This is a genomic window from Pseudomonas imrae (assembly GCF_046352735.2).
GTDB lineage: Bacteria > Pseudomonadota > Gammaproteobacteria > Pseudomonadales > Pseudomonadaceae > Aquipseudomonas > Aquipseudomonas imrae.
Map to the genome: position 1 here is coordinate 1,955,017 of NZ_CP110853.2, position 23,739 is coordinate 1,978,755.

Annotated in this window: 24 protein-coding genes; 11 read left to right on the top strand and 13 right to left on the bottom strand. The window is 57.0% G+C overall.

Going from position 1 to position 23,739, the window contains the following annotated elements; genetic code table 11:
• Nucleotides 1-42 precede the first annotated feature (42 nt).
• Together htpX and OQ460_RS08940 are read right to left on the bottom strand one after the other, a co-directional pair.
• Nucleotides 43-930, bottom strand: coding sequence for a protease HtpX (gene htpX, locus OQ460_RS08935; protein WP_084378201.1), 888 nt, complete (start codon nucleotides 928-930; stop codon nucleotides 43-45).
• Nucleotides 931-1,244: 314 nt separating this feature from the next.
• On the bottom strand, nucleotides 1,245-2,456 hold the full coding sequence (locus OQ460_RS08940; RefSeq protein WP_410021449.1) for a pyridoxal phosphate-dependent aminotransferase: 1,212 nt from the start codon (nucleotides 2,454-2,456) through the stop codon (nucleotides 1,245-1,247).
• Nucleotides 2,457-2,659: 203 nt separating this feature from the next.
• On the opposite strand from OQ460_RS08940, the gene msrB reads away from it, so the two are divergent.
• The 3 genes from msrB (at nucleotide 2,660) to OQ460_RS08955 (ending at nucleotide 4,124) form a co-directional block, all read left to right on the top strand.
• Entirely contained in the window at nucleotides 2,660-3,052 is a 393-nt protein-coding gene (gene msrB / locus OQ460_RS08945; protein ID WP_410021450.1) for a peptide-methionine (R)-S-oxide reductase MsrB, read from the top strand.
• 137 nt (nucleotides 3,053-3,189) lie between these two features.
• Nucleotides 3,190-3,675, top strand: coding sequence for a glutathione peroxidase (locus OQ460_RS08950; protein ID WP_410021451.1), 486 nt, complete (start codon nucleotides 3,190-3,192; stop codon nucleotides 3,673-3,675).
• The gene (locus OQ460_RS08955; RefSeq protein WP_410021452.1) at nucleotides 3,672-4,124 is read left to right on the top strand and encodes a MarR family winged helix-turn-helix transcriptional regulator; all 453 of its coding nucleotides are present in this window, start codon (nucleotides 3,672-3,674) and stop codon (nucleotides 4,122-4,124) included. The genes OQ460_RS08950 and OQ460_RS08955 overlap by 4 nt, the downstream gene beginning before the upstream one ends.
• Here OQ460_RS08955 and OQ460_RS08960 read toward each other — a convergent pair.
• Nucleotides 4,108-6,432 (bottom strand): hybrid sensor histidine kinase/response regulator, encoded by a 2,325-nt coding sequence (locus OQ460_RS08960; RefSeq protein WP_410021960.1) that lies wholly within the window; start codon nucleotides 6,430-6,432, stop codon nucleotides 4,108-4,110. The genes OQ460_RS08955 and OQ460_RS08960 overlap by 17 nt on opposite strands.
• Before the next feature lie 164 nt (nucleotides 6,433-6,596).
• Here OQ460_RS08960 and OQ460_RS08965 point away from each other — a divergent pair, with 164 nt between their 5' ends.
• Together OQ460_RS08965 and OQ460_RS08970 are read left to right on the top strand one after the other, a co-directional pair.
• Nucleotides 6,597-7,487: an ATP-binding protein gene (locus OQ460_RS08965; RefSeq protein WP_410021453.1), complete on the top strand. Its 891-nt coding sequence runs from the start codon at nucleotides 6,597-6,599 to the stop codon at nucleotides 7,485-7,487.
• Nucleotides 7,484-7,966 carry a GAF domain-containing protein gene (locus OQ460_RS08970; protein ID WP_410021454.1) on the top strand — a complete coding sequence of 161 codons (483 nt, stop codon included), beginning with the start codon at nucleotides 7,484-7,486 and terminating at the stop codon, nucleotides 7,964-7,966. The genes OQ460_RS08965 and OQ460_RS08970 overlap by 4 nt, the downstream gene beginning before the upstream one ends.
• A gap of 60 nt (nucleotides 7,967-8,026) precedes the next feature.
• Here the strand turns inward: OQ460_RS08970 and OQ460_RS08975 are convergent, their stop codons facing one another.
• The 7 genes from OQ460_RS08975 to OQ460_RS09005 form a co-directional block, all read right to left on the bottom strand.
• Nucleotides 8,027-11,650 carry a transporter substrate-binding domain-containing protein gene (locus OQ460_RS08975; RefSeq protein ID WP_410021455.1) on the bottom strand — a complete coding sequence of 1,208 codons (3,624 nt, stop codon included), beginning with the start codon at nucleotides 11,648-11,650 and terminating at the stop codon, nucleotides 8,027-8,029.
• Between the two features lie 8 nt (nucleotides 11,651-11,658).
• Entirely contained in the window at nucleotides 11,659-12,285 is a 627-nt protein-coding gene (locus OQ460_RS08980) for a response regulator (RefSeq protein WP_410021456.1), read from the bottom strand.
• A gap of 295 nt (nucleotides 12,286-12,580) precedes the next feature.
• A complete protein-coding gene (locus OQ460_RS08985; protein ID WP_410021457.1) occupies nucleotides 12,581-13,027 on the bottom strand; it encodes a response regulator in 447 nt (148 codons plus the stop codon).
• A gap of 258 nt (nucleotides 13,028-13,285) precedes the next feature.
• Nucleotides 13,286-14,617, bottom strand: a complete 1,332-nt coding sequence (locus OQ460_RS08990; RefSeq protein WP_410021458.1) for a deoxyguanosinetriphosphate triphosphohydrolase — start codon at nucleotides 14,615-14,617, stop codon at nucleotides 13,286-13,288.
• Between the two features lie 241 nt (nucleotides 14,618-14,858).
• The gene (locus OQ460_RS08995; protein ID WP_410021459.1) at nucleotides 14,859-15,200 is read right to left on the bottom strand and encodes a hypothetical protein; all 342 of its coding nucleotides are present in this window, start codon (nucleotides 15,198-15,200) and stop codon (nucleotides 14,859-14,861) included.
• Complete coding sequence (locus OQ460_RS09000; protein ID WP_410021460.1) at nucleotides 15,197-15,583, bottom strand: phage holin family protein; 387 nt, start codon at nucleotides 15,581-15,583, stop codon at nucleotides 15,197-15,199. Before OQ460_RS09000 ends, OQ460_RS08995 begins: the two co-directional genes overlap by 4 nt.
• A gap of 2 nt (nucleotides 15,584-15,585) precedes the next feature.
• Nucleotides 15,586-15,900 (bottom strand): DUF883 family protein, encoded by a 315-nt coding sequence (locus tag OQ460_RS09005; protein WP_410021461.1) that lies wholly within the window; start codon nucleotides 15,898-15,900, stop codon nucleotides 15,586-15,588.
• A gap of 342 nt (nucleotides 15,901-16,242) precedes the next feature.
• On the opposite strand from OQ460_RS09005, the gene OQ460_RS09010 reads away from it, so the two are divergent.
• Nucleotides 16,243-17,451: an ammonium transporter gene (locus OQ460_RS09010; RefSeq protein ID WP_410021462.1), complete on the top strand. Its 1,209-nt coding sequence runs from the start codon at nucleotides 16,243-16,245 to the stop codon at nucleotides 17,449-17,451.
• On the opposite strand, the gene OQ460_RS09015 is transcribed toward OQ460_RS09010, so the two are convergent.
• Entirely contained in the window at nucleotides 17,438-19,168 is a 1,731-nt protein-coding gene (locus OQ460_RS09015; protein WP_410021463.1) for a cation:proton antiporter, read from the bottom strand. The genes OQ460_RS09010 and OQ460_RS09015 overlap by 14 nt on opposite strands.
• A gap of 154 nt (nucleotides 19,169-19,322) precedes the next feature.
• Between OQ460_RS09015 and OQ460_RS09020 the strand changes: the two genes are divergently transcribed.
• From OQ460_RS09020 to OQ460_RS09030, 3 genes are all read left to right on the top strand, one after another.
• Complete coding sequence (locus OQ460_RS09020) at nucleotides 19,323-19,562, top strand: glutaredoxin family protein (protein ID WP_410021464.1); 240 nt, start codon at nucleotides 19,323-19,325, stop codon at nucleotides 19,560-19,562.
• Nucleotides 19,563-19,637: 75 nt separating this feature from the next.
• Nucleotides 19,638-19,973, top strand: coding sequence for a transcriptional regulator (locus OQ460_RS09025; protein ID WP_410021465.1), 336 nt, complete (start codon nucleotides 19,638-19,640; stop codon nucleotides 19,971-19,973).
• Between the two features lie 70 nt (nucleotides 19,974-20,043).
• A complete protein-coding gene (locus OQ460_RS09030) occupies nucleotides 20,044-20,934 on the top strand; it encodes a pseudouridine synthase (RefSeq protein ID WP_410021466.1) in 891 nt (296 codons plus the stop codon).
• 68 nt (nucleotides 20,935-21,002) lie between these two features.
• Here the strand turns inward: OQ460_RS09030 and OQ460_RS09035 are convergent, their stop codons facing one another.
• Both OQ460_RS09035 and mobA read right to left on the bottom strand, forming a co-directional pair.
• Nucleotides 21,003-21,224, bottom strand: a complete 222-nt coding sequence (locus OQ460_RS09035; protein ID WP_339531873.1) for a YgdI/YgdR family lipoprotein — start codon at nucleotides 21,222-21,224, stop codon at nucleotides 21,003-21,005.
• 80 nt (nucleotides 21,225-21,304) lie between these two features.
• Nucleotides 21,305-21,907: a molybdenum cofactor guanylyltransferase MobA gene (gene mobA / locus OQ460_RS09040; RefSeq protein ID WP_410021467.1), complete on the bottom strand. Its 603-nt coding sequence runs from the start codon at nucleotides 21,905-21,907 to the stop codon at nucleotides 21,305-21,307.
• 76 nt (nucleotides 21,908-21,983) lie between these two features.
• Between mobA and moaB the strand changes: the two genes are divergently transcribed.
• Nucleotides 21,984-22,523, top strand: coding sequence for a molybdenum cofactor biosynthesis protein B (moaB, locus tag OQ460_RS09045; RefSeq protein ID WP_410021468.1), 540 nt, complete (start codon nucleotides 21,984-21,986; stop codon nucleotides 22,521-22,523).
• A gap of 22 nt (nucleotides 22,524-22,545) precedes the next feature.
• Complete coding sequence (gene glp / locus OQ460_RS09050) at nucleotides 22,546-23,733, top strand: gephyrin-like molybdotransferase Glp (RefSeq protein WP_410021961.1); 1,188 nt, start codon at nucleotides 22,546-22,548, stop codon at nucleotides 23,731-23,733.
• Nucleotides 23,734-23,739 lie beyond the last annotated feature (6 nt).

Here is a 23,739-nt window from a genome sequence, read left to right on the forward strand (position 1 = left end):
AAAAGGGGCGATTCGATCGCCCCTTTTCGTTGCTGCCCTGGATCAGCCGCGACGACGCAGTGCGTCGATACGCTCTTCCAGCGGCGGGTGACTCATGAACATCCGGGCCAGGCCTTGCTTGACACCACCGTTGATGCCGAAGGCATTCAGTGTGTCGGGCATATGCACCGGCAATCCCTGTTCGGAGCGCAAGCGTTGCAAGGCGCCGATCATGGCATTGGTACCGGCCAATTGGGCACCGGCTTCGTCGGCACGAAACTCCCGTTTGCGCGAGAACCACATCACGATGGAGCTGGCGAGGAAGCCCAAGACCAGTTCGGCAAAGATGGTCGCCACGTAGTAAGCGATACCCTGGCCGCCTTCGTTCTTGAAGATCACCTTGTCGACGAAGTTGCCGATGATCCGCGCGAAGAACATTACGAAGGTGTTCACCACGCCTTGCACCAGTGCCAGGGTGACCATGTCACCGTTAGCCACGTGACCAATTTCGTGAGCCAGTACGGCCTTCACTTCATCGGGCGAGAAGCGTTCCAGCAAACCCTGGCTGACGGCAACGAGAGCATCGTTCTTGTTCCAGCCGGTGGCAAATGCGTTGGCTTCATAGGCCGGAAAAATCCCGACCTCGGGCATCTTGATCCCGGCTTCGCGAGACAATTGCTCGACGGTCTGCAGCAACCATTGCTCATGGCGGGTGCGCGGTTGGGTGATGATCTGGGTACTGGTGCTCATTTTCGCCATCCACTTGGAGATGAACAGCGAGAAAATCGAGCCGGCAAAACCAAAGACCGCACAGAAAACCAGCAGCTGATTAAGGTTCAGATCAACCCCGTTGGCCGCCATGAACCCGTTGAAGCCAAAAAGGCTCAGGGTGATGCTGGCAATCAGCACGACCGCCAGGTTAGTGGCCAAGAACAGCAGGATGCGCATCATGGTTGTAGAATTCTCCTCATGCTAAATATGTCGCGTACTGCGGGGTATATAAGGTGCGGCACTGGGCTATTCAACCGGGCGACTATTTCAAACTGTGTCCTACAGCATGAGCGCAGAGCCTTGAAGGGCTTTTCCGAGCTTGCAGACAGATGAAAATTACTGCGCGGTAGCCTTTGCGGCCCGTGATTGCAGGGATGTGCCGGGAGCGGGGTGATGAAGCAGAGTCTTTGCAGGGGGCGGTAGAGGTCCGGCCGCGGATGTGTTGCCAGATAATCGCTGTACGACCTGATGCAGGTCGTACAGCCGAAAAGCCGTTACTGGCGATAAGACTTCAGGAAGTTGCCAATGCGACCGATGGCCATGTCCAGGTCGTCCACTCGTGGCAAGGTCACCACGCGGAAGTGGTCGGGCCATGGCCAGTTGAACGCCGTGCCCTGGACCACCAGCAGTTTTTCCGAGAGCAGCAGGTCGAGTACGAATTTCTCATCGTTATGGATCGGGCATATCTTCGGGTCGATCCGTGGAAAGGCATACAGCGCCCCCATGGGCTTGACGCAACTGACGCCGGGAATGTCGTTGAGCAGTTCCCAGGTGCGGTTGCGCTGTTCCAGCAGGCGACCTGCTGGCAGCACCAAGTCATTGATGCTCTGGTATCCGCCGAGGGCGGTCTGGATCGCGTGCTGGCTTGGCACGTTGGCACACAGGCGCATATTGGCGAGCATGTCGATGCCTTCGATATAGCTCTGGGCGTTATGCTTGGGGCCAGAGATCGCAACCCAACCGGAGCGGAAGCCCGCGACCCGGTAGGATTTGGACAGGCCATTGAACGTCAGGCACAGCAGGTCCGGTGCCAGGGAGGCAGTGCAGATATGCACGGCGTCGTCATACAGGATCTTGTCGTAGATCTCGTCGGAGAACACCACCAGATTGTGTTGGCGAGCCAGTTCCAGCATCCCCTGCAGCACTTCCCGGGAATACACGGCGCCGGTAGGGTTGTTCGGATTGATGATCACCAGGGCCTTGGTATTGGGTGTGATCTTGGCTTTGATGTCTGCCAGGTCCGGCCACCAGTTGGCTTGCTCGTCGCATAGGTAATGCACGGGATGGCCGCCCGCCAGGGTCACGGCGGCAGTCCAGAGCGGATAATCGGGGGCAGGCACCAACACTTCGTCGCCGTTATTGAGCAGGGCCTGCATGGCCATCACAATCAGCTCGGATACGCCGTTGCCCAGGTAGATGTCTTCGATGCCGATACCTTCTACCTGTTTTTGCTGGTAGTACTGCATCACCGCCTTGCGTGCGCTGAACAAGCCTTTGGAGTCGCTATAGCCCTGGGCGGTGGGCAGGTTGCGGATCACATCCTGGAGAATTTCGTCCGGCGCCTCGAAACCAAAGGGCGCCGGGTTGCCGATATTCAGCTTGAGGATGCGATGGCCTTCCTCTTCCAGGCGCTTGGCGTGCTTGAGCACTGGGCCGCGAATGTCATAGCAGACGTTGGCGAGCTTGTTCGATTTGCTGACCTGCATGGCGATGTGATCCTGAAAATGAACGATCCGGACGGAGTGTAGATGACAGTGCCGGGAATCCTGCGTTGGCTTGCCCCATAAATACGTTTGAATGCCGATAACGCGGGTGCCAGACTGGCAGTTTGACAGAGGCGCAATCATACGTGCCGCCTGATCCCTGGAAAAGACACAGATCAGGCTTTTTCAGTTGCCGAGGTGTATCGATGGATAAGCTGCAGAAAACCCTTCAAGAATGGCAGGACATGCTGGATCCGGCGCAGTATCAGGTGTGCCGTCTCAAAGGCACCGAACGGCCGTTTTCTGGAAAGTACAACGCCACTACTACCGATGGTCTCTACCATTGCATTTGCTGCAATGAGCCATTATTCGATTCAAAAACCAAGTTTGATGCCGGTTGTGGCTGGCCCAGCTTCTACGAGCCGATTGCCGATAACGCAATGATCGAAATCCGTGATGTCAGCCACGGCATGATTCGCACCGAAGTCACCTGTGCCAAATGCGATGCACACCTGGGGCATGTCTTTCCAGATGGTCCGCCGCCGACAGGTTTGCGTTACTGCATCAACTCGGTGTGCCTGGATCTGGTACCGCGCTAGCCGATCACCTTGCGCGGGGGCGAGCCAGCTCGCTCCTGTCGTGAAGAGTTATACCGGGGTATCAGCGCAATCAATTAAATTGCACACAATTTAATTGCTCGCTATGTTTTTACATCTTTGCGTTTCGAGACGCCGTCATGAGCGACAACCTGCTGACTATTCCCTGCACCACTATCAAGGGCGAGCAAAAGACCTTGGCGGACTTTGCCGGCAAGGCAATTCTGGTGGTCAATACCGCCAGCAAATGTGGATTCACCCCGCAGTACAAGGGGCTGGAACAGCTCTGGCAGCAGTACAAGGATCAAGGCCTGGTGGTGCTGGGCTTTCCATGTAATCAGTTTGGCAAACAGGAGCCGGGTAGCGAAGGCGCTATTTCCGAGTTTTGCGAGCTGAATTTCGGCGTGAGCTTTCCACTGTTCAAAAAAATCGATGTCAACGGTGATGCTGCTCACCCATTGTTTGTGCAATTGAAACAACGGGCTCCGGGGTTGTTGGGCTCCAAGGGCATCAAGTGGAATTTCACCAAGTTCTTGATCGGCCACGATGGACAACTGGTCACGCGTTTTGCCCCGACCACCAAGCCACAGGAACTGACCCGAGAGATTGAAGCGCTACTCAAATGAACACTCAGTCCCTGGTTCTCGATAATCAGTTGTGCTTCAAACTGTACGCTGCCTCGCGGGCGGTAACGCGTGCTTATAAACCGATGCTGGAACAATTGGGCCTGACCTATCCGCAATATCTGGTAATGCTGGTGTTGTGGCAATGGCAGGAGACGGCCACTGCGCAGCCCACGGTCAAGGCCTTGGGGACGCAGCTATTGCTCGATTCCGGCACGCTTACACCGCTGCTCAAGCGTCTCGAGCAGTTGGCATTGATCAGGCGGCAACGTGGCACCAGTGATGAACGCGAGGTGCATTTGAGTCTCACACAAGCGGGCATAGAGCTGCGTGAGCACGTCCTGCCGCTAAAGGCCCGCTTGTTGTGTGACAGTGGCGTGGACCTGAGTCAGGCTCAGGCGTTGCGCCGAGATCTGGATCAGTTGCTCAGGCAACTCAGAGACTTGACGTAATCGGTACCCAAAGGTCGAGTAGGGCATTAAGTTCTTCCCGATGAAATGGCTTGGCCAGATAGTCGTTCATGCCCGCTGCCCGGCAACGTTCCCGCTCTTCGGACTGGGCGTTGGCAGTCAGCGCTACAATTGGCAGCTCAGGCCAGCGACCGCTGCGGCGAATTTGCCGGCTCGCCTCGTAGCCATCCATGACCGGCATGTTGCAGTCCATCAACACCATGTCGAAACGCTGTCCCTCCAGCAATTTCAGCGCCTCGCCACCGTGAGCTGCCACGATTACTTCGCAGCCGAGCTTGCCCAGCATACCTTTGGCAACCAATTGGTTGACCAGGTTGTCCTCCACCAGCAGGACTCGGGCCCGGTAGGCGATTGGGCCGCTTTCCAGTTGGGTAAGGTCAAGCACGGTGTCGGTGCCGGCGCGCAAAGTGCGCTGCAGTATCTGATACAGCGCATTGCGGCTCAGTGGACGTGCCTGCTGCTGCAGCGGGGCGAGGGCGGCCACCTCTTCGCTAGGCATGAAGTTGCCATAGGCCGTGACCAACAAAATCGGGGCGTCGATGGCTGGCCGCAGTTGGAACAGGCACTCAGGGCAGTCGGCAATCAACAGGTCGGGAGTGAGTCTGCTCAGGTCGTCATCGATAGTGTAGCAACGCGGGTTCAAGCCCCAGGCGGGCAACAACAAGTTCACCAATTCTGCCAGGCCACTGCTGGTCCCGGTAATCACTGCCACTTCGCCTGTCAGAGGGTTTAATTCCACGGCCGGGGTACAGGCCGGCAATGGCAGGTCGGCGCAGAATTGGCTGCCAAATCCCACCTGCGAACTGATACTGAGGCGGCCGCACATGGCTTCGCAAAGGTTATGAGTCAGGGCAAGGCCCAGGCCAGTCCCGCCAAACTGTCGTGTAATGCCGGCGCCGGCCTGGGTGAAGGGTTGGAAAATCTTCACCTGAGCCTCCTGCGCAATCCCGATGCCGGTATCGCACACTTCGATGCGCACACCGCCCTGATGCATGCCGAGGCGTACATCGACCCGGCCGAAGCGGGTGAACTTCAAGGCGTTGGACAGCAGGTTGCTGACGATCTGCCTGACTCGAGTCGGATCACCGATGACTTGGGCGGGAAACCCCGGGGCGATCAGACAGGTCAGTTCGACACTCGGTGCGGCGTTTTGCGAGAGCAGGTTGGCAGTGTCCTCCACCAATGAACCGAGGTCGAACGGGATGCTCTCCAGTTCCAACTGGCCGGCATCGAACTTGGACAGGTCGAGGATGTCGTTGAGCAGTTCCACCAGGACTTTGCCGGAGTCGTGGGCAATTGAAAGCTGTTGCCGTTGTTCGGTATTGAGCGGGCTGTCCAGGGAAAGGGCGATCATCCCCAGCAAGCCATTGAGTGGGGTACGGATTTCGTGGCTCATGTTGGCCAGGAAAGCGGCCCGGGCCTGAGCCATGCCCAAGGCCATCATCTTCGCCGCCTCCAACTCTTTGTTGGACTGGCTTAATCGATGGTTGATCGCCTTGAGTTCGGTCGTGCGTGTCGAAACAATATTTTCCAGTTGCCCGAGGTATTCAGTCAGGCGGTCTTCAGCTTGACGCCGCTGCTGTATTTCGGTGTCCATATTTTCGAATTGCTGGTTGGCAACACTGACCAGTACGCCGATTTCATCATGCGCGTGCCCCGGCGGGCACTCCAGGCGGTTGCGCGAGCCGTTGTGGGCGCCATAAGTACTCAGTTCACGGATGATTCGCACCAGCGGTTGCGTGAGCATCACGTAGAACAACCCCAATAAAATGACTATCAGGAGCAGGCTGCGGGCAAACCCATTGAACAGGGTTATCTCGGCACGATGCAGGAAGCGGCTTCCGAACGTGTAGGTGTCTACATCCAGGCGCAAGACGCCCAAGGGCTCGCCAGGCATAGGCGTGAGATAAAGCCGGTCTTCGAACTGACGGTTGGCCCCGAACAAGAAATCACTGATGGAACGGTAGCTGCTTTCCTGGCGCGGGCGAGCAACGTCAGCCAGGACCATGCCGGTGTTATCGATCAGTTGCGCACGGGTGATAGCGGGAGAGTGCAGCAGGCCGCGTGTCAACTCCTGGGCCAGCTCCGCGTCGATGTTGTAGGCAATGCGTGAAGCGGGGTTATGGCTGATTTCAATCAGGGAGCGTATTTCACGGTTGATAGACGCGTCTTCGCTGGCATAATCGATGCCGATTTGGATCAAACTGAGCAAGGTTCCCAGCACGAAACCGACCAGCACAGTCAGTCTGGCTTGTTTATAAGACAAGCGGTGGGCGAACTTGATATCCATCGAGTGCTGAACCACTTTACGTTTCCTTTCGCCCGGCAAGCATAGCTGAACATCCACAGCATCGGCCTTGTCCGGCGTGAGTCGATTTATTCAGGTGCGGCCCTCGGGGCTGCGTCAGGTTGCCAATACGCCATCTTTTACAAGAACTTGCCAGAGGAATAGTCGTGGATTCTCGATTGAATGCCTTTCTTGAACGGGCCGATGCGGTGCTCGCTCGTCTGGAACCGTTGTTGCCTGCCCCCCGCCAAGCCATTGATTGGGAACACTGCCTTGCGGCCCGTTGGCAGCGTGAAGGTCGCAGCGGTTTTTTGTTGCCACTGCAGGTCAGTCTGGACATGCGTTTGTCCGATTTGATCGGTGTAGACAAACAACGTGAACAATTGGCGCGCAATACCCAGCAATTTCTCGACGGGTTACCGGCCAACCATGCGTTGCTCTGGGGCTCGCGAGGTACCGGTAAATCCTCGCTGGTGCGCGCCTTGCTGGCGCAGCATGCCAGGGCGGGTCTGCGGCTGATCGAGATCGAGCGTGATCACCTGGCGGATTTGCCGCGGGTAGTTGAGCAATTGGTCACTTTGCCGCAACGCTTTGTGTTGTTCTGCGATGATCTGTCCTTCGAGGCCGGCGAGAGCGATTATCGGGTTCTTAAAAGTGTACTCGATGGCTCTTTGGAACAGGCTCCGGAAAACGTTCTGCTGTACGCTACTTCCAACCGTCGCCACCTGGTCCCGGAAAACCAGAGTGACAATGAGAACTGGAAGAGGGTGGATGGCGAGCTCCATCCAAGCGAAGCAGTAGAAGACAAGATTGCCCTGTCCGACCGTTTTGGGTTGTGGTTGTCGTTCTATCCGTTCAGCCAGGGGCATTTCCTCGACGTGGTCGAGCATTGGATCGGCGAACTGGCGAGCAAGGCTGGCCTGCAATGGCAGCGGGATGAGGATCTGGACATCCTTGCGGTGCGTTGGGCCACGGGGCGGGGAAATCGAAACGGTCGTTGTGCCTATCAGTTCGCCCGCTATTGGGTGGGCCTGAAACTACTGGAGCGTCAGGCATGATCGATTTGCGGCAGGCCGGTATGGGCCTCGATGGGTACGCGATGCTATGTGCGCAGCTCGAATCCTTGCTGGCTGATGAACGGGATTTCATTGCCAACGCGGCGCAGTTTTCTGCGTTTCTGTTCAATCAGCTCGATGATTTGAACTGGGCGGGCTTCTATCTTAATCGTGACGAAGAGCTGGTTCTCGGACCGTTCCAAGGGCAGGTCGCCTGTGTGCGAATCCCCTTTGGCCGAGGCGTTTGCGGGGCTGCCGCGGCTACGCGGCAAACTCAACGAGTGGAAGATGTTCATGCGTTTTCCGGACATATTGCGTGTGACAGCGCATCCAACAGCGAACTGGTTGTCCCGTTGATCAAGGATGGGAAGTTGGTGGGGGTGCTTGACCTGGACAGTCCGAAACTGGCGCGTTTTACATCAGAAGATCAGGTAGGTATCGAGCACCTGGCAGCGATTTTCCTGCGCTTGACTGATTGCTGAATACAGCTGGCGTACACGAGCGCCCGCTGTTCGGGCGCTCGGACGAATACCAGGTGGTTCTCAGTGTGACGGTGGGTGGTCCAGTTGCATTTTCAGGGTGCGTTCAAGTTCCAGCATGGTTTTTTCGATGGATTTGACCCAAGCGTCGATTTGCGGTTGTTCGACGCCCTCGCCAGCCTGCTCCAGGATTTCGCACTGCTCTGCCAAGCTGCGAGCCTGGACGATCCTGGCGGCGCCTTTGATCTTGTGGGCTTGATCGATGAGGTCTTGGCGCGAGCCTTGTTCCAGTATTGACATCAGCTCTTCGCGGTCATGACGACTGCTTTTGAGCAGTTCTCCCAGCAGTCGCTGGCTTAGCAAGGGATCACCGCCAGTAAGAGCATTCAGGTTGCCGAACTCGAAGAGTTCGCAGGGCGGCTTGGGGGTGATGTCGGCCAGGTGGCGCTCCAGCATCGTGAGGCTGATGGGCTTGAACAGGCAATCATTCATGCCGGCGTCTTTGCAACGTTGCCTTTCTTCTGGTTGGGCATTGGCGGTAAAGCCCAAGATGATACAAGGCTCGAGATTTTCCCGTTGTTCATGCTCGCGAATCGAGCGAGCCAACTCATAGCCGTTCATGATCGGCATGTTGCAGTCGGCGATGATCAGGTCGAAGTGTGCCTGGCGCCACGCCTGGAAACCCGCTGCGCCGTGCTGGACAGCGGTAAATTGATGGCCCAGGAAACCCAGTTGCTGGCACATGAGCAAGCGGTTGGCAGGGTGGTCATCCACCACCAGTACGCTCAGCACCGCTGCATTCTGGGCCGCCGGCTGCAACTCGATCAAAGACTGGGCAGGCGGCAGACTGGTCAACTTGAGTGAGACAAAAACCTCGGTACCGATGCTAGGCACGCTGCTGAGCGTCAGTTCCCCGCCCATCATTTCGCACAGGCTGCGACAGATCACCAGTCCAAGGCCCGCGCCGCTTCTGCCCAGGTGCCCGGCGTTGTCGGCTTGGGAGAACGGTTCGAACAGCCGCTGCTGATCATTGCGGCTGATGCCGATTCCTGTGTCTTCGACCACCAGCTTCATTTCGATTTGTTGTGGCTGCAGGGTGGAAAGGACGTCCACCTTGATCCTCACTACGCCCTGTTCGGTGAACTTGATGGCATTGCTTACCAGGTTGGACAGAATCTGTTTGAAGCGCAGGGGATCTATCTGCACATCGCTTTCGCTGACGCCGGAATTGAACTCCAGCAGCAATCGCAAGCTTTTCTGGCGCGCCAAGCCATCGAAAACGCGTATCACCGACTCGATCAACTCCCGCAGGTTGACACGTTCTGGTGCCAGGCTTAAGCGACCGGATTCGATCCGCGCGATATCCAGGATATCGCCGATCAACTCCAGCAAATCTCTAGCGGAGTTGTAGGCAACTTCGATGGCCGGGCGATCCAATCCTTCATGATCGGCGCGCTTGAGCGTCAGTTCAAGCATGCCGATGACCGCATTCATCGGCGTACGGATTTCATGGCTCATGGTTGCCAAAAACGTACTTTTGGCACGATTGGCTTCATCTGCGCGATCTTTGGCAGCGCGCAGCTCATCGAACAGTTGTCGTCGCTCGCTGATATCGATCCAGCCGCCGATAATGCCCTGGACCTCGCCGAGGGAATTGCGATACGGCAGGATCCAGTGATAAATCGTCAACTTCTGCCCATGGATGTGCAGTGGCCGATCGAGGATCAGGGAGCTGCCTTCTTTCACCACCCGCTGGTAATCGGCGTGGTATTGCTTGGCTTCCGAATCAATGTCCAGGCCCATCTGAGTGATGCACTTGCCAATCACGTCCTCACGCTTGACGTCGAAAACCTGCAGGTAGCTGTCATTGCAGATCTGGAGCAAGCCGTCGCAGTCACGCACGTAGATGGGGTGAGGCGTTTCGTTGACCAAGGCGCGCATGAATTCATATTGGTCGTTAAGCGCACGTTCTGCCATCTGGCGTTGTTTGATCTGCCTGCGCATATAGGCATTCCAGGCCAATGAAGTCAGCAACAGGAGCCCGGCGCCCATGATGATTTGGAAAATCAGCCGGTGATAGTTGCGCCAGTAACTGTCGGGCGCCGCCGCGTAACCACGCCAGCGACTGTTGATGACCCCTAGCTCATCGGGGGCGATACTCAGCAGTGCCTTGTCGAGGATCGAGTTCAGTTCGGTGGCGCCGCGAGAGGTTGCTAATGAAAAGGATGCGAGTTGAGTGCCGATACTGGAACTGATCTGCAACTTGTCCTGGAACACGTGTGAGGAGATGAAATAATTGGCGATTACCAGCGAGTTTACGGCACCGTCCACTTGCTCGCGGGCTAACATTTCTGTTGCCTTGAAGGTGTCGCTGACTTCCACGAGGATGATCTGCGGAAACTCGCGCTGCAGATAACTTATCAGAGGATTTCCTTCGGTAACCGCTAGGCGTTTACCGGCCAATTGCTCCAGGCTTGAAGGCGTGCCAGGCTCTTTGCGTGACAGCAAGACAAAAGAGTTTTCCAGATAGGGCCGGCTGAAATTCAGCCTGGTTTCCCTTGCTGGGCTGGGGAGGATTGCCGCGATCATATCTGCATCACCGGCTTCGATTTGCTCGATCATTTCGCTGACGCTGCGAGTGTTTTGCACCTCGAAGCGCAACCCGGTACGTAGTCGGATCAACTCCAGAAGATCGGCAGTGATGCCACGCAAACGACCATTTGTATCCAGAAAGGTCAGTGGTGCGAAGGTTTCATTGATCACGACTTTCACCACGGGGTGCTGCTTGAGCCAGCGCTCCTCTCGCAGGTTCAGTTTCAGCTTCTGGTCGGTCAACAAGATGTCACTACCGGCGCTCCATCGCTTGGAGATACTTTCACGATCATTGGTTGTAACGCCGGACAGAATCGAGTTGATGACGCTAAGCAGGACTTGTTGGTTGCGATGTACTGCAAAGCTGAAACCATAGGCCTCATGCTCGCCGAAATTGGCCATCCGGATGTTTTTCAGATAACCCTTGTTGATCATATAGTGGGTGGAAATGGTATCGCCGAGAAATACGTCGGCTTGGTCGAAAGCCACGGCATTCAGCGCGTTTTGAGAGGACGGATAAGTCTGGATAATGGCGTCTGGATAAAGCGTTTCGACTTCCGCCAAGGGTAGGTAATGGTAGACAAGGCTTAGCCGGATGTCGGCAAGTCCGTTATTGAGTGGAGTATTTTCTCCTTCGCGAGTGACCAGCACAGGCTGGTCTACGGCATAAGGTCTCGATAGGACGATGTTGGGATTTACAGCCTCGAAGCCGTTGGCGGTCCCCAGTATGTCGATATCTCCCGCTTCCAGTGCCTCGATCGCGGCTTCTCTCGACGGGTAGCGCACTACGTTGACGGGCAGTGCGAGGGTCTTCGCAATGATGCCGGCGTAATCGGCGGTGATGCCCTCATAGTCACGGCCGCTGACGGTCACGTCGAACGGCGCGTAGTCGGGGGCCGATGTTCCCAGCACCAGTTCCCGTTTGTTTTGCAGCCATTGGTGCTGTGTCTGGTTCAGTGTAGTAGCCAGTGGAGCATTGCTTATACGACTCAGCAGCGAGTAACGTTCTGGAGTGGTTTGGGTGGCTGACACTAAAGTACTCAAACACAGGCCGGTACTTAATATGATTAAATAGTACTTTAAATGCCTTGACATCCGGTCTCTCACACTAACGCGTTGCGTTTTGCCATCTCGATAAGTTCTACCAAGGACTTTGCTTTTAGTTTTTGCATTAGTCTCTTTTTGTAAGTGCTCACGGTCTTGTTGCTGAGGAACATACCTTTGGCGATTTCCTTGTTTGTGCGCCCTTGTGCAAAAAGTTGCAAAACCATTAATTCCCGATCATTGACAGACCTGAAAAGTTCAAGCTCTTCGTTGCAACCTTCTTCAGGGTTGCTGGTATTCAACGCCTGGCTTGGGAAGTAGTTGTATCCAGATAGAACTGCCCTTATGGCACTCAGAAGCTCACTCAAGTCACCCTCTTTGCAAACATAGCCGTCGGCACCGGATCGCATGCAACGTGTGGCGAACAGCGTTGGAGATTGGGCTGTGAGAACCAGGGTTTTCATCGGCGTACTCATTGCATTGAATCTGCAAAGTACTTCCAGGCCATCGAGTTTCGGAATGCTGATATCAAGAATTATAAGGTCTGGAAGGCATTCGCGGACCATCTGTATTGCATCGCAGCCATTGTCGGTTTCGCCAACTACTTTGTAGCCTTCGTGTTCCAGTAACATTCGTATTGCTAGTCGGATAACAGGATGATCGTCGATAATAAAAACTGAGTTCATGATCCAATTCCACGCAGATGTAAATAAGCGCGCACATTAGCTCAGAAGGCAGGGTAGGAGCATGAAGGGAAGGCTGGGCAGGTACAAAACAGGAAAAATCCCACATAAAATAGGGTGTCGGACTACCTTCTGCCAAGGCATTCTTGGTTGCGGTGTAAGAGTTTGCTGGGCGGAGGGTTATGAACGTGGAGTTGGTAGTGCTGTGGTTTCGTTAAGTTTGATATTTCGTATCGCCTCGTGTTTAATTTCCTACGTGGAGTTTAGGTAACGTAGTATGAAATCTAACAGGAGGATGTCAGCCACTTCTGTTGGAATAATGCTCGTTTTCAAAGAGTGGTTGGTTGTCCCGTGCGAGCCCGGACATACGTACCATTTGGGTCCATGTTTCCTTGTCCAGTGGTTTTGCCAAGTAACCCAGTAACGGTATGTTGCTTTCCAGCGCTTGAGTTTTCAGGGCTTCCAGTTCTGTGGCGGGTAGCCCGCTTAATAATATGGCGTGTTTGATAAACCCTGCGCGACTGGCTATTTCCACCAATGCGAGCCCGGTCATGTCGGGTAGGCATTGATCGCAAAGCATGATATCGAATGGGATATCAGTTTTTGCCATCAGTCTGATCGCCTGCTCGGCATTTTCAGTGGGCGTCAATTGATTGAAGCCGAAGCTGTTGAGCAGGCTTTGGATAGCCAGAAGTTGAAAAGGGTGATCCTCCACCAGCAAGATGCGCAGTTGTTGTTCGAGCATAGGAAGTTCCGTGGGGGGAGCGCATGCTGGAAGGATTCCAGCCTGGATCTGCATGGGGTGGGCCTGTGAGCCAGGTGTCGACCCTGCGTTGAGTTGTAGGTATGTAGGAGCTAAGCGCAACAGTAGATAAGAACTCGGTGAATATTCTGGTAATTATTTATCGAGAATCTGGGATGGGCGATCAGTTTGCTCTGGTCCCTGTGTAGGCAGTTTCCTTGAGATGAATGCTCTGCCAGCGCAAGCTGGCAGAGTTGTCGCTTATTGCGAATGTGAACGCCCGGTCATCTCACGTGCCATTTCGCTGGCATAGCTGTCAGTCATGCCCGCGATGAAGTCGATCATTCGCATGAATGAGCGGTGAAGCGGCCAATCCGGATGTGGCGCGCTGTTGCCCAGCAAATCCAGGATCCTTCTGTTCTTGAAGGACGGTGTGCGGCCACCATGTTGCTCCAAGGCTGCACCGCAGAAGGCGTTCAGGAGAATTTCCAGGGTGGTATAGGCGCCGATTTCATGGAGGGTCTTGCGTTTGTCCTGGAAGATCTTCTTGCGCGCCATGTCTTTGGCATTGAGTACGCAACGCTTGGCGGGGCCATGCATATGCTCGACCAGATCGCCTTGCAAGGTGCCGGCGAGCAAGGCTGGCTGCTGTTCGACGAAGGCGCGTGCGGCGGCATTGGTCAGATGTTCGATGGCCTTGCCACGCAGGATCGCCAGCTTGCGTCGCCGGGAATCCAGGGGGCCGAGTTGGCGATACGTCTCCGGCAAATCGTCACCCACCAGATTCAATAGCAGCGATTCGACTTCCGCATATTCCAGCAGATCCATCTCCAGGCCGTCTTCCAGATCGATCAGGGCGTAGCAGATATCATCAGCAGCCTCCATCAAGTAAACCAGGGGATGACGCGCCCACCGTTGCTCCTCGAGTTGCGGCAGCCCTAATTTTTGGGCGATTTGCTCAAGGATCGGCAGTTCGCTCTGGTAGCAGCCGAACTTGTGTTTCTTGTAACCCAGGGAGTCGGCATGGCGGGCGGTCCAGGGGTACTTCAGGTACGTGCCAAGGGTCGCGTAGGTCAGGCGAGTGCCGCCATCGAACTGGTGGTATTCCAGCTGTGTCAGCACGCGAAAACCCTGGGCGTTGCCTTCGAAGTTAAGGAAGTCATTGCGTTCGGCGCTGTTCATGTCATCCAGCCAGCCACGACCTGAGGCTTGTTGGAACCAGTGGCGAATCGCGTCTTCACCGGAATGGCCGAACGGCGGGTTGCCGATGTCGTGGGCCAGGCAGGCCGATTGCACTACCATGCCTAGGTCGCTGGGGTCGCACCAGTCGGGCAGGGCGCTGCGAATGGTTTCGCCGACACGCATCCCCAGCGACCGGCCGACGCAGCTGACCTCCAGGGAGTGGGTCAGTCGGGTATGGATATGGTCGTTGCTCGTGACCGGATGTACCTGGGTCTTGCGGCCCAGGCGGCGGAAGGCACCAGAGAAGATGATCCGGTCATGGTCTTTATGAAAGGGGCTGCGCCCCAGTTCTTGCGGGCTATGCAGGGATTTCCCGAGACGTTCGCGGGTAAGCAGGGTGGGCCAATCCAAGGCGTGGTCTCTCCATGCGGTAAATGACAGCCTTCAGCTTCCCGGTTCAGCCTGCCGGGAGCAAGCAAAAAACCGCAAGCCAACGGCGTCAATATTGATTAACAGTAAACGCTGACCGTTGTCGAAGAATTGCCTTGCAGTGGAGCATCGTCGATTGAGCGACGTACGAATGGTCGGCATGAAAAAAACCGGCCCCTCAATGAGGAAGCCAGGCTTGACTCCTCCCAACAGCCAGCATCGATCAGGGCTTGCGAGCAGCCCCCTGCATGGCCAGCTTGATCAAGGGAATGAGGCCGGCACTGAGTCGTACCAGGCGGGTCATGGTGCTCAGGCTTCCTCCCTTGGCTCCTTTGCCGGTAAAGAACCCTAGCAGCGTCACGGCCGCAACGCCCCACAGCGGCGCATGTTTGATGCCAAACCCCTCATGCCAGCTTTGGCCCAGGTTTCTCACCTTTTGCAGCGGCAGCAACATTTGCTGCGACTCATGGCGAATTTCCTGGCGGTGCATTTCCATGCGCAAGCGAATCAACGCCTTGCGCATTTCCCGCCGGGAGTTGGTCTGCGGCAGTTCAGTCGTACTCATGGCAGCAAGCGCTCCCGATCATTGGCCAGCTCTTCGAGCGTGGCATGGAACGGTGTGGACTCATCGAACACCGCGGCCTTCAAGCGCAACCCACAGAAGGCTGCGGCGAGCACATAGAAAACACATAGGCTGATGATCCCGGTCAGGCGATAGGTATCCCACACGAGAATCATCACCAGCGCCGATAATCCCACCAACAGTAACAGGGCAAACACCAGTGCCAGGCCGGCGAACAACAGCAGGCTGACGGTGCGTGCTTTTTGTTCCTGCAACTCAATGCCGAACAACTCGACATGGCTGTGCAGCAGCCCCAGAACAGCTGCGCCCAGGCGCCGCGATGAAGAACTTGGGCCCGAGGAGGAGCCGGATTCACCGATAGCCATGATTAGCGCCTTGTGGCCAACAGGCCAATCAGAAACCCGACACCGGCTGCGATGCCGACGGACTGCCACGGATTGGCCTGGACATAGTCTTCGGTAGCGGTGACTGCGGCTTTGCCGCGTTCGCGCAAGGAGTCCTCAGTCAGTTGCAGGGTTTCCCGGGCCTTGAGCAGGCTGTCGTGAATTTTGGTACGCAGTTCATCGGCCTGGTCACCGGCCAATACCGCGGTATCGTCCAATAGCTTCTCGGTATCGCTGACCAGGGTCTGGAAGTCTTCCATCAATATCTCTTGAGCAGTCTTTGCCGTTTTGCTGGCCATGGTTATCTCCGTGGGTGGCTGTCTGGTGCTTTCAATGGTTTTGGTTTCGAGTCACCGGTATCGGTGAAGGTTCACTGCAATTGTCTGGTACAGCTTTTGCTTTGCCTTGGTGCGCGAGCCCCGGGGCTTGCGCTGAATCTGGGCGGTTTCGGCGAAGGCCATGAAAAACCTTACCCTAAATAACTAAAACTCGTGAAAAAACCCGGTAGTCATTGCTTGCGCTGCGTTAAAGCGGTTCATACCCCTTCAATCGCGTGCAACCGTCGGCGCCAATTTAGTGCGCGGCATGCGGCCAATGATCTGTCTTGGTGCTTTTTCCTAAATTGCAGGTCTGCCAACTCCATGGAAAATGTGCAAAGTGCGGTGGACACGCTGATCCACAGTTCCAATACCCTGTTTATTCTGATCGGCGCCGTGATGGTGTTGGCCATGCATGCCGGCTTCGCGTTTCTGGAGGTCGGTACTGTCAGGCAGAAAAACCAGGTCAACGCACTGTCGAAGATCCTCAGTGACTTTGCCGTTTCGACCCTGGCCTATTTCTTTATAGGCTATTGGATCTCTTACGGCGTCAGTTTCATGCAGCCGGCTGCGGTGCTTAGTGCCGACCATGGCTATGGCCTGGTGAAGTTTTTTTTCCTGTTGACCTTCGCGGCGGCCATCCCGGCGATTATCTCCGGTGGCATTGCCGAGCGTGCGCGGTTTGCTCCACAGCTGTTTGCCACCGCATTGATCGTGGCGTTCATCTACCCGTTTTTCGAAGGCATTGTGTGGAACGGCAATTTCGGGCTGCAAGGCTGGTTACTGGCAAACTTTGGCGCCACGTTCCATGATTTTGCCGGCTCTGTGGTGGTGCATGCCATGGGCGGATGGCTGGCACTGGCGGCCGTGTTGTTACTCGGGCCGCGCCAGGGACGTTATCGGGACGGGCGCCTGGTGGCGTTCGCCCCATCGAGTATTCCGTTCCTCGCATTGGGCTCGTGGATATTGATCGTCGGCTGGTTCGGGTTCAACGTAATGAGCGCGCAGACCTTGTCCGGGGTGAGCGGGTTGGTGGCGGTCAACTCGTTGATGGCAATGGTTGGCGGTACCGTGGCAGCGCTGGTAATCGGGCGTAATGACCCTGGCTTTTTGCACAATGGTCCGTTGGCCGGCCTGGTCGCGATTTGTGCAGGTTCCGACCTCATGCACCCCGTAGGCGCCCTGGTGACTGGTGTCGTCGCTGGAGCCTTGTTCGTCTGGTGCTTCATCGCTGCCCAGAATCAATGGAAGATTGATGATGTGCTGGGCGTATGGCCGCTGCACGGCTTGTGCGGTGTATGGGGCGGGATTGCCTGTGGGATTTTCGGGCAGAGCGCCTTGGGTGGGCTGGGTGGCGTGAGCCTGATCAGCCAGTTGATCGGCACCGCGCTGGGAGTTGTCGTCGCCCTGGCTGGTGGTTTATTGGTGTATGGCCTGATCAAACATATCTGTGGCTTGCGCTTGAATCAGGAAGAGGAGTACTACGGCGCGGACTTGTCGATCCACAAGATCGGCGCTGTCAGTCAGGATTGATGGGGCCGTCTCGGTCGGTGTTGGTCTTCTGGTAGAAACCGTGGAGCAAGCGGTAGCGGTTGTGCCTGACCTCGTCGACCCGGTTGCGTACTTGCTGGTCTGGCAACCCCAACATGATCAGCGCATGTGAGGCGAGCATCAGGCTGGACTCCAGCAACTCGGGCACCACTTCGCTGGCCCCGGCGGCTTTCAGTTCGGTCAGTTGGCTGTCGTCGCGGGTACGCACCAGGATCGGTACTTTGTGGTTGATACGTCGTGCTTCCTTGAGTATCGCCAGGGCCACATCAGTGTTGTCCACGGCAATTACCAACAAGCGTGCCCGTTCGAGTCCCACCGCACTGAGCAGCTCGCCACGACGACAATCGCCATAATGCACGCTGCTGTCTTCGGTGGTGGCTTCCCGGACCCGCTCCGGGTCGTCGTCCAGGGCAATGAAGGCATGTTGTTCGCTGCGCAGGAAACGCCCAATGGCCTGGCCCACCCGGCCATAGCCGCAGATCAATACATGTCCTCGCAGCTCGGCGTTGAGGGCGGTGATTTCTTCCAGTTGGACTTGCTGGTTGGGTTTGCGGTGCAGGCGCCGGGCGATACCGGGAGCGGCCCTGAGTAATAACGGAGTCAGCAGCATCGAGCAGAAGGTCGCCGCCAGCAGCATGCTGCTGTTCTCGGCGGGCAGCAGGTTGTTCAGCTGCATCTGCGCCATTAGCGCGAAACAGAATTCACCCCCTTGAGCCAACGCCAGGCCGCTGCGCCAGGCAGTTTCACGGTCACTGCCGCGCAGCTTGACCAGCAGGGCGACGATACCGCCCTTGATCAGTATCAAGGCAAGGGTCAGGCCGAGAATCTGCAGGCTGTGGCTGAGGAACAATTGCAAGTCGATCAGCATGCCGATACTGACAAAAAACAGCCCCAGCAGAATGTCGCGGAAGGGCCGTATATCTGCTTCGATCTGATGCCGGTAGTGGCTTTCTCCCAATAACATGCCTGCCAGGAACGCCCCCAGGGCAGGGGACAGACCCAGCAGATGCGTCAGCCACGCCGTGAGCAGCACGATTACCAGGGCCAGCAGCACAAACAGTTCTGCCGAATGGGAAGCGGCCACTTCATGAAACAGGCGTGGCAACAACCAACGGCTGGCCAGCAGCAACCCCAAAAACAGCAGCACGGTCTTGCCCAGGGTCACGGGCAATGCCCAATACCAGGCTTGATCACTGCTGCCGGCGAACACCGGAACCAGCGTCAACAACAGTACCGCCACCACGTCCTGAAACAACAGTACGCCGATCGCATTCTGGCCGTGGCTGCTGAAAATCTCCCCGAGGCTGGTCAGCTCTTTGCTGACAATGGCGGTCGACGATAGCGCCAACCCGGCGCCCAGTAGCAGGGCTGTGTTGAGCGATAGGCCCATGAGTACTAGCAAACCTCCCAGCAGCAATCCACAACACAGCACTTGTAGACTGCCCAGGCCAAACACCACTCGGCGCAAGGCAAGCATTTTGCTCAGGGAAAACTCCAGGCCCAGGGAGAACAGCAGAAACACCACCCCCAGTTCGGCGAGGTCTGGCAGGTCTTCACTGTCGTTGACCCAGTCAAGGGCAGTTGGCCCGACGGCGAGCCCCACGCACAGGTAGCCGAGCACAGGGGGCAGTTGCAGCCGGCGGAACAGCGCGATGACCACCAGGGATGAGGCAAGAATGATCAGCAGGTTGGCAAACACAAACATCTCCGTTGGGGGTGTTGCGGCAAAAGGTCGCGAGAATCGCTGAATGAGTTATAGGTCATGCTGATCTGCATCAGGTGTTTGTCATGACTCGACGAGGTTTTTCCGGCGGCCTAGAATGAACACCGGTTTCTGATTCGGTTTGTTCATCATGCCTCCTGAATGTCAACTGTTCGGCACCCTGGGTTGCCATCTCTGTGAAGTCGCTGAAGAAGAACTCATGCCGTTGGTCGAGCATGGGTTGCTGGTGGAGTTGGTGGACATTGCCGAATCTGAAGCCCTGTTCGAAACCTATGGGCTGCGTATTCCGGTGCTGCGCCGGGTGGATACGGGAGCCGAACTGAGCTGGCCTTTTGATACCAGGCAAGTGGTCGGCTTTCTTTCAGGCTAGTGCTATTCCAATGGAAGGTTTCTGATTATTCGGTTACTGTATGGTTGTACAGTGATTGAGTGAGAGGGAACGCCCGTGGTGAATGTCGAACAACTGAAAAGCAGCGTCAATCGCATGTCCGCCGATGTGGTGGGGGACGCGGTGACTGAGCTGCGCCGCGATGGCCTGGTCACGGAAGGCAAGACGCCGTTCAACAAAGTGCATTTCAATACCTGCTTTGCGGAAATCGAGGCACTGTTCCAGCGTGCCGGGTACCACCGGCAATTGGATGTGGTCGGCTACCAAGGCTTGTTGTACGCGTTATACGATCCCGGTCGCTGGGAGGCAGTGGATGTGCTGCGCTGGCTCAAGGAATACACCGAGGCTGCCAACGGGTCGCCACTGCTGCGGGCCGAATTGGCCAAGGCTTGAGATTTTCCAGGCTTGGCGCGCGCTCATGGGAGATAATGCTCACCTGTACTTTCAGGTTTTGAGCATTCGTATGTCCGATACTGGTTTTTCCGCTTCGCAGAACCAGGCTAGCACCTTGTACCTGCCGCCTGGCCCCTGGGCGACGGTACTGGATTGCTTGTGCGCACACTTTCGCGCCATTGGCCGTGAACAATGGCTGGACCGTATTGCCCGTGGCCGAGTGCTCGACGGCCACGGCCAGCCAATTACCGTGGATCTGGCCTACAAGGAAGGCCTGCGCATCCATTACTTTCGCGAAGTCCCGGATGAAAAAACGATCCCGGTACAGGAGACAATCCTGTATGCCGACGAGCATCTGGTGGTTGCGGACAAACCGCACTTTTTGCCGGTCACACCTGCCGGTGAGTATGTTGAACAAACCTTGTTGCGGCGCCTGATCCGACGCATGGATAACCCGGCCTTGGTGCCTCTGCATCGCATCGATCGTCACACCGCGGGGCTGGTGCTGTTTTCCGCCAACCCCCAGACGCGTTCTGCGTATCAGCAGCTGTTCCCGACTCGTCGGATCGACAAGTTCTACGAAGCCATTGCACCCGCGCTGCCAGGCCTGAGCTTTCCCCTGGTGCACAAAAGTCGCCTGGTGGACGGCGAACCCTTCTTCCGCATGCAGGAAGTGGCTGGCGCCAGCAACACGGAAACGGCGGTGCAGGTCCGGGAACGCAATGGTGATCTATGGCGCTATGGGCTGTTTCCGGTGACCGGCAAGAAGCATCAGTTGCGGGTGCATATGACGGCGTTGGGGGCCAGTATCTGCAACGATCCGTTCTACCCCGAGGTCATTCAGGACGCCAAGGACGATTATGCCAACCCGCTCAAGCTACTGGCCCAGGGCGTGCGCTTCATCGATCCGGTGAGTGGGGTCGAGCGCCGGTTCAACAGTGAGATCGCCCTTGAGTGGTGAGGGTTTCCAGGCGCCAGATACAACGAAGCCCGCTCAAAAGCGGGCTTCGTTGTATCTGGCGCTAAGACTTACAGGTCTTTAACGGTGCGAACCTGATCCTTGTTGATCCGGGTGCGCTTGCCATCAAGTTGTTCGAATTCGTAGAAGCCGGAGTCTTCGTCGAACTGAGGGGTATCGACAGCCTGGATTTCGCGACCGTCATTCAGGGTGATCACTGTTGGCGAAGCGCAACCGGCAAGGGTAGCGAGGCCCAGTGCAAGCATGAAAGCGGCGATGGTCCGTTGGGTCATGAGTCTGTCTCCGAGAGAATACTGTTTTGATTACCGACCTTGTGACGTATAGAACGCGCGCAAAGTTCCTTGTTCAAGGCTCATTCTGACACGCTGGGTCGGGGGTGCAACAACTCTGGTGTGTTGAAATTGTCCAGCCGCGGGTCATTTGCGGGGCAAACCAGGGCCTGGGCGCCCAGATCCAGCAGGATTTGCCGCGGGCTGCGCGTTCCAGCCAGCCAGGCGTTTTCAATCTGCGCTCCCAGCTGTGTCGGTATGACGCAGAGCAAGGGCTCCCAGAAGTCACCGTGACGTAGCATCAAGGGCACCTGTGGATGCTGTTGTGCTTGCTCGAGCATGGCGTTCAACAGCCCTGTATCGACTTGCGGCACATCGCAGGGCAGCACCAGCAGATGCGCATGGCGAGCTACCGCCAACCCGGCTCGAATGCCCGCCAGCGGACCTGGAAAGTCGGGGCTGTCATCGCCGACCAAGCGGTCTGCATAGGCAGCGTACTGTGGCTGGTTGCGGTTGCAGGAGATGATCAGGTCATCCGTCCATGGGCGTACCAGTCGATGCAGGTGGGCAATCAGCGGTTGCCCTTGCCAGTCGAGCAGGCCTTTGTCCTGACCGCCCATGCGCTGGCCGCGACCGCCGGCCAGCAGCAGGACCGAGCAAGGCAAGGTGGAACAATTGAGTGGCATGACGGCTCCGCTGCGGCAGTGAAATAGGGGGCTGTGATATAACATCGGACTGTTCCTTCGACAACCGGACCAAGCCATGAAAGCCAAGGCTGATGTGCCTTTCGTACCCTTGAATATTGCTGTACTGACCGTCAGCGACACTCGCACCCTGCAAACCGATACCTCCGGACAGGTCTTCGTCGACCGTCTGCTTGCTGCCGGTCATCACCTGGCCGAGCGGGTATTGCTCAAAGACGATCTCTACAAAATCCGCGCGCAAGTTGCCCACTGGATCGCCGAGGACGTGGTGCAGGTGGTGTTGATCACAGGTGGCACCGGCTTCACCGGCCGTGACAGCACACCGGAAGCCGTCAGTTGTTTGCTGGACAAGCAAGTGGACGGCTTTGGCGAACTGTTCCGGCAAATCTCGGTGGCCGATATTGGCACCTCCACCGTGCAATCGCGAGCGCTGGCCGGGTTGGCCAACGGTACCCTGGTGTGCTGCCTGCCGGGCTCCACCAATGCTGTGCGCACCGGTTGGGACGGGATTCTCGCCGAGCAACTGGATGCGCGCCATCGCCCGTGCAATTTCGTCGCGCATCTCAAGCAGGCCGCACCGTGTGAATCCCGTGGATAAGCCCGGCAAGAGCGGCGCACTGATGCCGCTGGAAGATGCCCTCGAGCGCTTGCTGGCGTTGGCCGGAGCTACTCCGATCCGCGAGCAGGAACGCTTGCCGCTGGCTACCTGCGAGGGCCGTGTATTGGCTCGAGCGCTGGTATCCACACTCGATCTGCCGCCATGGCCCAACAGTGCCATGGACGGTTACGCGCTGCGGCTGGCCGATTGGACGGGCGAGCCACTGGTGGTAAGCCAACGTATTTTCGCGGGAGTTGCGCCAGAGCCGCTGGTGGCGGGTACCTGCGCGCGAATCTTTACCGGCGCGCCGGTGCCACCGGGTGCCGACTGCGTGGAAATGCAGGAAAACGTCGAGGTCCAGGCGGATCAGCGGGTGCATTTTAGCCAAGCGTTGCGTGTGGGTCAGAACATTCGGCCCCAAGGCCAGGAAACCACGGTCGGCGAAGAAGTCTTGCCCTTGGGAACGCGACTCGGTCCGATCGAATTGGGCCTTGCCGCTTCCCTGGGATGCGCTCAGTTGGAGGTGGTGCGGCGCGCCCGTGTGGCCGTATTGTCTACCGGTGATGAACTGGTCGAGCCGGGCCTGCCGCTGGGCCCGGGGCAGATCTATAACAGTAATCGCCGCGTGCTTTGCAGTTGGCTGGAGCGCCTCGGTTGTGAGGTGATAGACGCCGGCATCCTGCCGGACGATCTGCAGCAGACCCGTACACGGCTGGCGGCATTGGGTTCAGTGGACCTGATTTTGTCCACTGGCGGTGTTTCGGTGGGCGAGGCTGACTTTCTCGGCGTTGCGTTGCGCGAGGAGGGCGAGCTGGCGTTGTGGAAGTTGGCGATCAAGCCTGGCAAGCCACTGACGTTCGGTCATTTCCAAGGTGTGCCGGTGATCGGCTTGCCGGGCAACCCGGCGTCCACCCTGGTGACGTTCGCCTTGCTCGCCCGGCCATATCTGTTGCGGCGCCAGGGCGTCGAGGCGGTGCAGCCACTGCGCTTCGAGGTGCCGGCGGGATTTGTCTGGCCCAAGGCGGGCAGCCGTCGTGAATATCTGCGCGGGCGCCTGGAACACGGGCGAGCGATTATCTACCACAACCAGAGCTCCGGCGTGCTGCGCAGCGCCGCGTGGGCTGAGGGGCTGGTGGAAGTGTTGGAAGGTACTACGTTGAACGAGGGTGATCGTGTCAACTTCATTCCCTTGAGCGAATTGCTGGGCTGATGAATT

What these genes read in the sequence shown, in the direction of transcription:
- htpX (WP_084378201.1), bottom strand. Translation starts at nt 930, where the DNA reads ATGATGCGCATCCTGCTGTTCTTGGCCACTAACCTGGCGGTCGTGCTG.
- OQ460_RS08940 (WP_410021449.1), bottom strand. Translation starts at nt 2,456, where the DNA reads ATGCAGGTCAGCAAATCGAACAAGCTCGCCAACGTCTGCTATGACATT.
- msrB (WP_410021450.1), top strand. Translation starts at nt 2,660, where the DNA reads ATGGATAAGCTGCAGAAAACCCTTCAAGAATGGCAGGACATGCTGGAT.
- OQ460_RS08950 (WP_410021451.1), top strand. Translation starts at nt 3,190, where the DNA reads ATGAGCGACAACCTGCTGACTATTCCCTGCACCACTATCAAGGGCGAG.
- OQ460_RS08955 (WP_410021452.1), top strand. Translation starts at nt 3,672, where the DNA reads ATGAACACTCAGTCCCTGGTTCTCGATAATCAGTTGTGCTTCAAACTG.
- OQ460_RS08960 (WP_410021960.1), bottom strand. Translation starts at nt 6,432, where the DNA reads ATGGATATCAAGTTCGCCCACCGCTTGTCTTATAAACAAGCCAGACTG.
- OQ460_RS08970 (WP_410021454.1), top strand. Translation starts at nt 7,484, where the DNA reads ATGATCGATTTGCGGCAGGCCGGTATGGGCCTCGATGGGTACGCGATG.
- OQ460_RS08975 (WP_410021455.1), bottom strand. Translation starts at nt 11,650, where the DNA reads ATGTCAAGGCATTTAAAGTACTATTTAATCATATTAAGTACCGGCCTG.
- OQ460_RS08980 (WP_410021456.1), bottom strand. Translation starts at nt 12,285, where the DNA reads ATGAACTCAGTTTTTATTATCGACGATCATCCTGTTATCCGACTAGCA.
- OQ460_RS08985 (WP_410021457.1), bottom strand. Translation starts at nt 13,027, where the DNA reads ATGCTCGAACAACAACTGCGCATCTTGCTGGTGGAGGATCACCCTTTT.
- OQ460_RS08995 (WP_410021459.1), bottom strand. Translation starts at nt 15,200, where the DNA reads ATGAGTACGACTGAACTGCCGCAGACCAACTCCCGGCGGGAAATGCGC.
- OQ460_RS09000 (WP_410021460.1), bottom strand. Translation starts at nt 15,583, where the DNA reads ATGGCTATCGGTGAATCCGGCTCCTCCTCGGGCCCAAGTTCTTCATCG.
- OQ460_RS09005 (WP_410021461.1), bottom strand. Translation starts at nt 15,900, where the DNA reads ATGGCCAGCAAAACGGCAAAGACTGCTCAAGAGATATTGATGGAAGAC.
- OQ460_RS09010 (WP_410021462.1), top strand. Translation starts at nt 16,243, where the DNA reads ATGGAAAATGTGCAAAGTGCGGTGGACACGCTGATCCACAGTTCCAAT.
- OQ460_RS09020 (WP_410021464.1), top strand. Translation starts at nt 19,323, where the DNA reads ATGCCTCCTGAATGTCAACTGTTCGGCACCCTGGGTTGCCATCTCTGT.
- OQ460_RS09030 (WP_410021466.1), top strand. Translation starts at nt 20,044, where the DNA reads ATGTCCGATACTGGTTTTTCCGCTTCGCAGAACCAGGCTAGCACCTTG.
- OQ460_RS09035 (WP_339531873.1), bottom strand. Translation starts at nt 21,224, where the DNA reads ATGACCCAACGGACCATCGCCGCTTTCATGCTTGCACTGGGCCTCGCT.
- mobA (WP_410021467.1), bottom strand. Translation starts at nt 21,907, where the DNA reads ATGCCACTCAATTGTTCCACCTTGCCTTGCTCGGTCCTGCTGCTGGCC.
- moaB (WP_410021468.1), top strand. Translation starts at nt 21,984, where the DNA reads ATGAAAGCCAAGGCTGATGTGCCTTTCGTACCCTTGAATATTGCTGTA.
- glp (WP_410021961.1), top strand. Translation starts at nt 22,546, where the DNA reads ATGCCGCTGGAAGATGCCCTCGAGCGCTTGCTGGCGTTGGCCGGAGCT.